The organism is Bdellovibrionota bacterium (assembly GCA_035292885.1).
Taxonomy (GTDB): Bacteria; Bdellovibrionota_G; JALEGL01; order JALEGL01; family DATDPG01; genus DATDPG01.
Genome location: DATDPG010000155.1, coordinates 1 through 10,636 on the forward strand (window position 1 = coordinate 1; position 10,636 = coordinate 10,636).

The window sequence follows — 10,636 nt, forward strand, 5'->3', positions numbered from 1 at the left end:
ATTCCGGTCACCCCCCCCAACACGCCTCCTTGCCCGATCGTACTATCGGTTGAAAGCGGCGGAGATCCGACCACCGAAATCCGCCTGTCGTGGGTAGAAGTTTCGGAAAACGGCGACAGTTCCGAAGGCGCTTGTGTTCCAAGCGGCGGAGCCGTCAGCAGCCTGGACTTAAAATACCGGCCGGGCGGGACCGACTTTTCGGATGCCGATTTCATCAGCGGGACCGGGATGACGGTAATCGCTCAGGAAGACGATGGGAGTACGCTGGCACCAAAGGCGCCGGGCCTTGTTCACCAGCGGCTGCTGCAGGGGCTTACGCCGGCGACAACGTACATTTTCGCCATCCGCTCGATGGACCCGCAGGGGCTAAGGTCCCCCGTTTCGAACCATGCGTCGTTCTCAACCGATCCGGTGGTCGTGAATCTCGTGGGAAACGGCCAGTTCGTGAACCTCCGGGAAAATCTGCCCATGTCCCCGGGCTCGGTGCAGCGCCTGTCGATCAATGTCGAAAATAGCGTGAACATTCTTCCCGATTTGATGGGAGGCCATCCCTGGATTCTTCTGGCCGATCCGTCGAACGGCGTTCAGATCCTCAAGGTCGCCGATGCGTACAACGTGAGCTGCCTGGATCGTTTTGGCGTTCTCGACCCGGTGTGTGCTCTAAACGTGGATATCGAGCCGAGAGACTGGATGTCGCCTGCACGCTGGGTTGGGGATGGGCAACCCGACTTCATCGATCGGGACCGCCACATCCTGCGCACCGGCAGCGCCGACTGCGACGGCGTCAACGCCGTCCAGCAAAACTCCCCCTCCACCGCCGACTGGTCGCGGGTCGATACATTCGTGCGATGCAACTTGCCCAAGGACCCGGTGTACGCCGAGAACATATACAAAGCGGCGATGGTGGCCGTGAGGGCCGTAAACAACGATCCATACGACGATCTCGTTCTAGCGAACCTCTCCGCTTTGCAGGTACCGGACGCGGTGTACATCAATTCGGGGCAGGACCTTTGCCCCACCCGCCCCCTAGGGGGAGCGGACGTGGCGGACGGCATTCCCTGCTTTTCTCCGCCGATCAAACTCCCTCCGCAGCTGGCCAATTCGAAACTCCCCTCGAGCCGCGTGAAGCTGTACGACGCCGTAGACAACGATGGGGGTGCCGATCTCATCCTTGTCATGACCGGCCGGCAAGAAATCGGCGGCTTCTCCGCATACAGCAATCACTGCAAGTCTCGAACCGGTTCTTGTCAGGCCGATGATTTCCGTCTGGAAACGGGGCTGTTCGACGTGGGAGGAGACAACTCTCTGTTACCGCTCTATTGCGAAGATGTCCTTTTTGTCGACCTCAACAACGATGACGTGAACGACGTGCTCTGTGTCCGATCGGAGAGCTTCACGTCGCCAAACAATCACGGATTGAACCTTACGTTCCGGGCGTCACGCCCGTCCGCGAACGCCGACGGACTTCCCCATTTCGTTCTCGACCCGAACCTTTTCCCGGCGGCGACGCTCGACAACTGCAACCACTCGTTCGCGACGTCGGCCCGCGGCGGAAACGGCCAGGACTACCTCCTGGTCGGCTATCGTAAACTGGGCGGCGGAAGCGCCGGCCGGGGGATCGCGTGCAAGACCCGTCTTTTTGCCGGCTCCGGAAACAGTTTCAGCGACATTGCCCTGCCCGGGATGAACAACAACGACAACTGCCTCAACGGTGCCCTGGCTGACAGTCGGGGGCTCGGGCGTATCGACGCGGTCATCGCTTGCGGTCAGCTGGAAGACATCAGCAGCGACTTCGGGGGTGATACCTCCTTCCGTGGAGCGAAGATTTTGTTGAACGGAGGTATCAATCTGGGCATCGGCGGTTCGGACTTGGGGATGAATGTGTTCCAGAACTTCGAGGCCAACGGAATTCGTCTGTATCAGCCCCAGTTCAACGCCGTGACGGGGGAACCAACCCAGCTCCCGGGAGCGCCGATCGTGTTCGACTTCGACGCAGGACTTCCAGGCGCGGTGAACGCGATCGGATTGGGGGACCTGAACAATGATGGAGTCCCGGACGTTTACTTCGGAAACGGCGGAACGTCGATCGGCGAAGCCGGCATCGACCTGATCTTCCGACAAATGAGTCGTTAACTGGAGACCCTTATATTTAAATAATCGGTTCCAGCCGCGCGGTGAAATGCCGCAACGGCGAAGTCTCTTCCACGATCCGGAGACCCCGGATCTGATCGCGGTTTCGGTACACATCCAAGATCGCTTCCACGACGTAGTCGATATGGCTTTGCGTGTAGGCACGTCGCGGTATCGCGAGGCGGAGAAGCTCATTCCTCGAGGGAACGAAAGCTTTGGATTCGGGATCGGTTCGGCCGAACATCAGGCTTCCGATTTCAACGCCCCGAATGCCCGCGTGGAGATAGAGCTCGCATCCGAGTGCCTGTGCGGGAAAATGTTGGGGAGGAATATGGGGCGAAAACGCCTTTGCATCGATGAAGATCGCGTGGCCGCCCACGGGATGAACGATCGGAACCCCGGCTTCGGCTACATGTTTCCCGAGATAGGTGGTCGAAGCGATTCGATACTCCAAGTAAGTTTCGTCCAATGCTTCGTCCACGCCTTGAGCGATGGCCTCGAGGTCGCGGCCGGCAAGGCCGCCATATGTCGGAAACCCCTCGGTCAGAACCAGTAAGTTCTTGCATTTTCGTGCCCATTCTTCCGACTGGAGACCAAGCATCCCTCCAATGTTCGCGAGAGCGTCTTTCTTCGCGCTGAACGTACATCCCTGGGCGTACGAGAACATCTCCCGGGCAATCTCTCTCGTGGAACGGCGTCCCTGGCTCTGTTCCCGTTTCTTGATGAAAAAGGCGTTCTCCGCATAGCGACAGGCGTCGAGATAGAAGGGAATGTTGAACTCGCGGCAAACCTGGGACGCTTCTCGAATGTTCGACAGAGAAACCGGCTGGCCGCCCAGGGAATTGTTCGTCACCGTCATTAAGACAAGCGGCACGCGGGCAGGGCCCTCTTTCTTGAGCAGCTCGCGCAGTTTGGGAATGTGCATATTTCCCTTGAAGGGGTAGGGGGATTCAAAATCCGCGGCTTCGTCGATGGGCAGGTCGACGGCCTGAGCTCCAACGTACTCAAGGTTCGCACGTGTGGTGTCGAAATGAGTGTTGTTTGGAACAATCTGACCCTTTCGAACGACGGTGGTGAAGAGAATTCGTTCCGCCGCGCGCCCCTGATGAACGGGGAGGATGTATTTAAAACCCATGATTCTTTGAAACGCCGCTTCGAACCGAAAGAAGCTTTTCGCCCCTGCGTACGATTCGTCGCCTTCCATCATGCGGCCCCACTGTTGAGCGCTCATGGCGCTCGTGCCGCTGTCCGTAAGAAGATCGATGGTCACGTCCTCGGCTTTCAGCAAAAACAGATTGTATGCGGCCGTTTTTAGGAGAGATTCCCGGTCCGCGCGTGTGGTCGCCCGAATCGGCTCGACCATTTTCACGCGAAACGGCTCGATGATGGTTTGCAACTATTTATCCCTTGAGGAAAGCCTCGAGCTCGGTCTGTTTTTCGTCGTCCAAGTTGAGGAATTTGAGCGCCATCCCTTTCATCTCATTTTCCGTTGCGGTTCGATTCGCCCGCACGACTTCGGCGTCGATTGAAAAATCCTTTCCCGAAATGGGATGGATGATGACGACACTGACCTTTTCTCCTTCCGGCCGGAGGACGGGCGTCGACAAAAACATCCCGCCGGCGCTCAAATTTTGGGAAACAAATTCGTCCAGGCGCTTTCTGCTTCGGAAGCGAACCATGAAAGAGGCGGTGGTCCGCGGAGAAGCCCTCCTTTCGACCACAGGCGATTCCTGGGCGGACGATGGCGTTGAAGCCGTGTCGCCGGCGTTCAGGCGTTCGACTTGAGAGACGAATTCCACCCAACGATCGCGATCCCTGGATTCAATTTCCAGGAAATGAATGCCGATTCCGGCCTCGGATCGCGTGACTCCTTGCCAAGCGACCTTGCCGAAGATCTCGATGGGATCCTCGTTGGGTGGAAGAAAGAGTTTCAGGCGCACGAGACCATTGACGGCACGGGGCGTGCTGGAAGCCAGGCACACCCCATTCCGACTCACGTTGATCGTGGCGCCGGCCGTGCGATTCTTATCGAGAAACTCCACTCGGATTCGTGAAGAAATCCGTAGAGTTCCTCGCTTTTCGTTTGCCGTCACCTACCGTCGTTACAGGTCTCGGGCCCGGAGCGTTGATCGCTTGTTCGCCTTGGCCCGTTCGACCGCCTTCATAATCAGACCGTGGACCGCATCCGTGAGGGCAGGGAGGAGCTCAGACGAAGTCATGCACTTCTTCGACTTGATAAGAGCTCGCACCTTACTTCCCACCACCAACATTTCTTTACCCTTCGCCATTTCGATTTCCTCCTAATAAGCGTTCGGAATTAAAGGTCTTCTTTCTATATCGTCGAACCGCCATGCTTTCAACGAATTTGCCCTTCCTATTATTACGCGGGACGTATTCCAATGAATGGGGCGGCCAGGATGTCGCAACGCAACGGATTAAGGCAAAAACTTCTTGAGTTTCAATTATTTATCTGTTCTTGTTTATGGCACAAAGGCTGCTCTTCATTCCTTCACCTGGGAGATGTCATGACGGACAGCGATGACTCAACAAAACTCGAGAGACGGCGGTCCATTCGAAGAAAAGAGCCGGTGCTGGTGCGCTTCGAAGGGGACAATTTTTCGATCTATTCGCGAGCGATGGACATCAGCGCCGAAGGAGCGTTCCTGGCGACGCATTATCTGCTCGACCCGGGCACACCGATTCAGGTTCATTTCGTTGAACCCGCCGGCCAGGCATCCGTGGCATCGGCCCGAGTGGTACGGATCACCAGCCGTACCGTCGAGCGCGGAGAAATCTGCATCGGACTCGGCGTCGAGTTCGTCGAAAAAGATCCCACGACTGTGGAGTAATTCGCTTATTTGTGGGCGAGGCGAACCAACTGTTTATGCCAGGACGCCAGCGCCGCTCGGTCGCCGAATAACCGCCGCTCATAGATGAACTCGGAAGCACTTCGTACGTTAGCGGAGGAAACGGCTTCGATTCTTGTGATATTTCCCGTCGCGTAGAGATGATTCCCAAACGTGAGGACCTCCCGAATATTTTCCCGAGTCGGGAGCCCTTTCACGATCCCCAGCATCACCGCCCGCGCGGTCAGATCGTAAGACTCCAGGTAGTTTTTTAAGAGACCCGCGAAGAATCTTCGCCGAAGCCGGTTCTCGCTTCCTTCCAATGTGGGGCGTCCTTGCTCCAAAAAGAAACCGACATCCTCATCGTCCCGAAGAACGAATTCATGGGCGAAGATGTCGCGCAAAAAGGCCATATCTCCGGCGGCGGTTTTTTCAAATTCTTCTTGTTCCATCACTAGAGCCGCCATTCCGGGAGGCAGAAAGTAATGAAGAACCTGGTTCTTGTAATAGTCGAGCGTCAGCCGTTTATCCGCGCGGACATTCAGCACCACGTCGTCGCGCCCGGTTTCCATCGTAATCCATCGATTCACGCTAAAAAATGCCATCACTTCCGATAGGGCGGCATCGAGGACCTGGATCTCCTTGGAGCAGGGGATTTGGTGGCTCATGACGTATTCGGAAAGCCATTTCATCCTTTCGTTCAGCGTACTTTTGAGGATTGCGCGTTCCGCCTGAGCCAGTATGGAACAAGCCCCTAGGGAAGAGGCCGTGACGGTTGTTTCGGAGGCGATCGCTCTCACGATATCTGCCGCAAGCGCCAGCGTTCTTGTTTTTCGAATCTTCAGCGGAATCGGCTCTTCTCCATTCACGTCGAAATATTTCCGAAGGGAAATCGGCTCGGAAAATCGGACGTAAACGGATCCATGGCGACGGCCGAGGAATCGACGCGAACGAACGAGGGCCCAAAAGCTTTCGCGTTCTTTTTCTTTTCCGGATAATTCGGCCCGATAGGATCCTTCCTCCAGAACTTGGTCGTACGTGATCGAGATCGGGACGACGTAGAGGTCGCGGTTCGCACCGGAGAGATAGGCGTCCACCTGCATCGCAAGGAGACCATGCTTGGGAAAGATCAGTTTCCCGGTCCGGCTTCGCCCTCCCTCAATGAAGAATTCCTGTGTGTAGCCGGCCCGGATCAGCCACCGCACGTAAAGACCCAGGAGCCGCGCGTAAAGAAGATCCCCGCCGATGGTCCGGCGGATGAAAAAAGCTCCGTTTTTCCGAAAAATCGCGCCCATCGGCCAAAACGTGAGGTTATCTCCCGAGGCCACATGGGGCGTTCGCAGGTCGTTCTCATAAAAAACGGCCGAAAGAAGGAGATAATCCACATGACTCTTGTGGCTGGGGACCAAGACCACCGGATAATTCCGTGCGACCCGTTTGAGGCGTTCCAAACCGTTCGGTTCAATTTCAAGCTTTTCATAGAGCCGATTCCAGATCCATCGAAAGACCCGATAGCAGATGGCCACCATCGTTTGGTCGTAGTCCGAGATCATCGCGCGAAGTAACTTATTGGCGCGCTTCCAGATCTCCGCTTCGGATTTCTTTTCCCGCCGTGCAACGCTTTCCACGAGCTGTCGCAAATCCGGATCGCGGAAAAAGGTTCGGATGATTCGGTCCCGCGAGTGGAGAGGCGGACCGATCATCAATTTTCGTTCCCGGAAGAGATAGGAGGAAAGGAGGCGCCGAAGCTTTTTGGCGAACTGCTCGTCGTTGGAAGCCTGAACCGTCGTCAAAAAGCGGCTGAGCTCCGTCGGCTCCCCCATCTTTACACTCACGTCATGGATGTGCCTCAACACAACGAGCGATTTTCGGAGATAACCGGGAGCGGAGGTATCGCCGAAAAGAATATCGACGATCGATCGTTTCAGTCGATCGGGGCGCCTCCCCCAGATAAAGTTCACGGGGACGAGGGCGATGTTTATCTTCCCTTTTCGTTCGGCTCGAATCAGTTCCTCCCACACCAAAACGTGCCATCGGAGCGGACGATGAAAAAAGCCCGGCTGATTCAGAAAGAGCTGAATCGGACGTTTCGCGGCCAGGGTTTCTACGGCCTCGCGGCACTCCTCCCGGGCCCGCAGGGAAGGCTTTCGGAAGCGGCTCTTGATCCACATCCAAGAGAAAGGACTGTTTTCCCGTGGAGGCCGGCACAAGAGATGAGGAACGCCATTGGCAAATTGGGGTTCGGGGAGATGATTTCGAACGGTCAATGTTCGAAGAAGAAGGTGGTCAAAGATGCTGGCGCTCGGCATGACATAGACGACCGTGCGAGCCTGTGCGGCTCTTTGAACCGCCTGAATCGACTTCAAGTCGATCGAAATATGAGAGATGAGACGCCCCAGAAGTCGGGTCAGAAAAGAGCGGTCCGGGGGAGGGGGGGATACGTCTTGATTTTCCAAGGATTGCATTTCGGGTAGGCTGAGTTGACGGTCCCCGCTGGTTGTCGGGGCATGCATAAGAAGGCGAGGATTCTATCTCAATAAGGACAAAAGGAAAGCTGGCCCCTCCGCTTCGGAAAGGGGACCGGTTACGCCTGATCGCGCCGGCGAGCCCCTTCGATCGGGTCCGATTTAAGGAAGCGGTGAGGTGGCTCGAGAAACGAGGTTATCGCGTCACGTACGATTCGGGCATTTTTTCAAGCGAAGGGTACCTCGCGGGATCCGACGAGCGGCGGCGTTCCGAATTTTTGCGGGCGTGGAAAGATCCTCATTCTCGGGCGATTCTGACCGCACGAGGGGGATACGGATCGATTCGTTTGTTGCCGCTGAGTTTGCCGAAGAAAAGCCGGCCGAAGATTTTCATGGGACTCAGTGATCTAACGGTGCTCCTGAACCATGTTTCAAAGAGTACGGGAATGGTCACCGTCCACGGTCCCGTTTTGGCGGGAGAAATGTTTCGAAAATTATCTGAGAATTTGCGCGACAAGCTTTACCGAAAACTGGAGTCCGGCGAGCCGACCGTACTTTCAGCACCCCGAGACTTTCGGATTTTTCGATCGGGGCACGCGCGGGGGCGCATTTGGGGCGGCAATTTGTCCACCATACAGTCCACCCTTTCCACCCCCTTTGAGATTCCCTTTAAGGGGGCCTTTCTCTTCCTGGAAGAGGTGTGCGAGCCGGAGTATCGAATCGACCGTATGTGCGCACAACTTGCTTTGTCGGGGGCCTTTAAGCGAATCCACGCCCTGCTCCTCGGCCAGTTTACCGACCTGCGAAACCAGCCCCATTCTCGTCGCTGGATCGAATCTCTCGTCCGGCGGTACCTACCCGGCCGAAGAATTCCGATTCTGACGGGAATCCAAGCCGGTCACGGCCGAAACGAAGTTCTTTTCCCGATCGGCGGCACGGCTCGGATCGAACATAACGGCCGAAGGCTTTGGCTTTCGCCGTTGGTCGGAAAGAATCGATGAGCGAAAGCTGGGCTCCGGTCAAACGATTGCTTGAAGACGGCTTCGTCAAGGGGGTTTATCCGGGCGCTGCAGCGGGGATTCTGGTCGAATCGCGTCCTCCGAAAATATTCGTCGCGGGTACGACGGCAAGAGGCGCGAACGGTGCCTCGGTAACCGCAGAGACGGTTTTTGATCTTGCATCGTTGACGAAGGTCCTTTGCACGACTTCCGTGGCGGCGCGTCTACTCGATCGCGGCGAGATCGAGCTGGATGCGATCGTAGCGGAAACACTGTCGGATCTGCCGTGGCATCCTGAATTCCAGGAGGTCACGGTGCGGGATCTACTGGCCCATCAAGCTGGATTTGCGGCGTGGGTCGACTTTTCAAAGAAGATCGATCTTCAAAAAGCCCCACCCGGCTCCGAGGCCGCGAGGAGTTTTATCTTGGAGTCGATCGCTTCATCCGCTCCCGAATATTCCCTTCGAGGCGCAACATTATATAGTGACCTCGGTTTCATCCTCTTGGGGGAGTGGCTTGAGCGAACAACGGGAACCGTCCTTTGGAGTCTCTTCGAGCGGGAGGTCAAAAAACCGCTCGGAACCCAGGGGTTTACGGCATCTCCACTGCGGGATCGAGTTTCTTTGTCCGCCTTGGCGGCTACGGAGGACATCCCCTGGAGAAACGGCGTGGTTCAGGGAAATGTGCATGACAACAACGCCTATCTCCTCGGCGGTTTTGCCGGGCATGCCGGATTATTCGGGACGGTGAGAGATTGCATGGGAGTGGGGGCGACTTGGCGGGACGCCTGTTTGGCTGACAAACCTTATCTTTCCAAAAAGACGGCCCGACTCTTTTCCTCCCGACAGATTACGCCCAAAGGGGATTCTCGAGCGCTGGGGTGGGATATTCCAGCGGAGAAAGGATCGTCGGCCGGAACCCGCGTGAGCGATCAGGCCATCGGGCATTTGGGATACACAGGAACCTCGATCTGGATCGACATAGAGCGTCGCGCGGTGGTTGCTTTATTGACGAACCGAATCCATCCCGACGCCAAAAATGAGAAGATAAAACTTTTCCGCCCCCAGTTCCATGATCTGATTTGGGAGACTCTCGATCGATGAAGAAAACCGTGCACCTGATGGGAATTGGCGGAACAGGAATGGTATCGCTGGCCGGAATGTTCCAGGAGACGGGGTGGAATGTCCGGGGCTCGGATTCAAAAATTTATCCACCGACCTCAACAGAACTCGAGCGTTTAAAAATCCCGGTCGCGGAGGGATATAAGCCGGAAAACCTGCAGCCGCCACCCGATCTGGTGATTGTTGGAAACGTCGTTTCCCGCGGGAATCCCGAAGTGGAGGCACTTCTCAAAACCAGCATCCCTTACACTTCGATGGCGCAAGCGTTGGCAAAATACTTCCTGGAGGGCAGGCGCAGCGTGGTTGTGGCGGGCACGCACGGCAAAACCACGACTACGTCTCTGCTCGCGTGGATTCTCCTGAAAGGGGGCCGAGATCCGGGCCTTTTTGTCGGTGGCATGCCGAAAAACTTTGGCCAGGGGTATCGGATCGGTTCGGGGGAGCCTTTTGTCGTGGAGGGGGATGAATACGACACCGCCTTTTTTGAAAAATCACCCAAATTTCTCCATTACACGCCTCAAGATGTGATAATTACGAGCATTGAATTCGATCACGCGGACATCTATCGAGACCTGGATCATGTCATCGAGCAGTTTGAAAAATTGGTCGCGCTTTTGCCCAAGGAAGGGACGCTCCTTGCATGGGGTGGAAGTGACACGGTCAAAAAGATTTGTTCGAAGAGAAAAGACGGCGAGCCGCAGTATTATGGATGCGATTCGTGTCACGATTGGCGTGCGCTTGACACGCGAGTTACATCGACAGGTACGGCGTTCGATGTCGAGTATCAGGGGAAAATTCTCACGCATATCGAGTCCCCGCTTTTGGGAAAGCATAATGTGCTTAATGCTGTCGCGGCGATCGGCATGGCGACAAAGCTGGGTGTAAACCCCGAAGATTCTCTAAAAGCGGTTTCGACGTTTGAAGGGATCCGGCGCCGGCAAGAGTTTCTCGGGGAGGCCCGAGGTGTTCGCGTGTACGACGATTTCGCCCATCATCCGACGGCTGTCGCCGAGACACTGGCGGCGTTTCGGCCGATGGCGGACGCACGCAAGGGCCGGCTCTGGGCGATTTATGAG

At 56.3% G+C, this 10,636-nt stretch carries 9 protein-coding genes; 5 read left to right on the forward strand and 4 right to left on the reverse strand.

Annotated features, from left to right (window positions below; all coding sequences use genetic code 11):
- On the forward strand, nt 1-2,133 hold a 2,133-nt coding region (locus VI895_11295; GenBank protein ID HLG20384.1), incomplete at its 5' end, for a fibronectin type III domain-containing protein.
- A gap of 16 nt (nt 2,134-2,149) precedes the next feature.
- Here VI895_11295 and VI895_11300 read toward each other — a convergent pair.
- Genes VI895_11300 through VI895_11310 form a run of 3 tightly spaced genes read right to left on the reverse strand, consistent with a single transcriptional unit; the run spans nt 2,150 to nt 4,418 of the window.
- Nucleotides 2,150-3,526: a tryptophanase gene (locus VI895_11300; GenBank protein HLG20385.1), complete on the reverse strand. Its 1,377-nt coding sequence runs from the start codon at nt 3,524-3,526 to the stop codon at nt 2,150-2,152.
- A 4-nt stretch (nt 3,527-3,530) separates the two neighbouring features.
- A complete protein-coding gene (locus tag VI895_11305; protein HLG20386.1) occupies nt 3,531-4,223 on the reverse strand; it encodes a PilZ domain-containing protein in 693 nt (230 codons plus the stop codon).
- A gap of 9 nt (nt 4,224-4,232) precedes the next feature.
- A complete protein-coding gene (locus tag VI895_11310; protein HLG20387.1) occupies nt 4,233-4,418 on the reverse strand; it encodes a hypothetical protein in 186 nt (61 codons plus the stop codon).
- 237 nt (nt 4,419-4,655) lie between these two features.
- On the opposite strand from VI895_11310, the gene VI895_11315 reads away from it, so the two are divergent.
- A complete protein-coding gene (locus VI895_11315) occupies nt 4,656-4,979 on the forward strand; it encodes a PilZ domain-containing protein (protein HLG20388.1) in 324 nt (107 codons plus the stop codon).
- 5 nt (nt 4,980-4,984) lie between these two features.
- Here the strand turns inward: VI895_11315 and VI895_11320 are convergent, their stop codons facing one another.
- Nucleotides 4,985-7,489, reverse strand: coding sequence for a 1-acyl-sn-glycerol-3-phosphate acyltransferase (locus VI895_11320; GenBank protein HLG20389.1), 2,505 nt, complete (start codon nt 7,487-7,489; stop codon nt 4,985-4,987).
- A gap of 80 nt (nt 7,490-7,569) precedes the next feature.
- On the opposite strand from VI895_11320, the gene VI895_11325 reads away from it, so the two are divergent.
- The 3 genes from VI895_11325 to VI895_11335 form a co-directional block, all read left to right on the forward strand.
- On the forward strand, nt 7,570-8,442 hold the full coding sequence (locus VI895_11325; GenBank protein HLG20390.1) for an LD-carboxypeptidase: 873 nt from the start codon (nt 7,570-7,572) through the stop codon (nt 8,440-8,442).
- Entirely contained in the window at nt 8,439-9,542 is a 1,104-nt protein-coding gene (locus VI895_11330; GenBank protein HLG20391.1) for a serine hydrolase domain-containing protein, read from the forward strand. Before VI895_11325 ends, VI895_11330 begins: the two co-directional genes overlap by 4 nt.
- A partial coding sequence (locus VI895_11335; GenBank protein ID HLG20392.1) for a Mur ligase family protein occupies nt 9,539-10,636 on the forward strand: 1,098 nt, incomplete at its 3' end. The genes VI895_11330 and VI895_11335, both read left to right, overlap by 4 nt.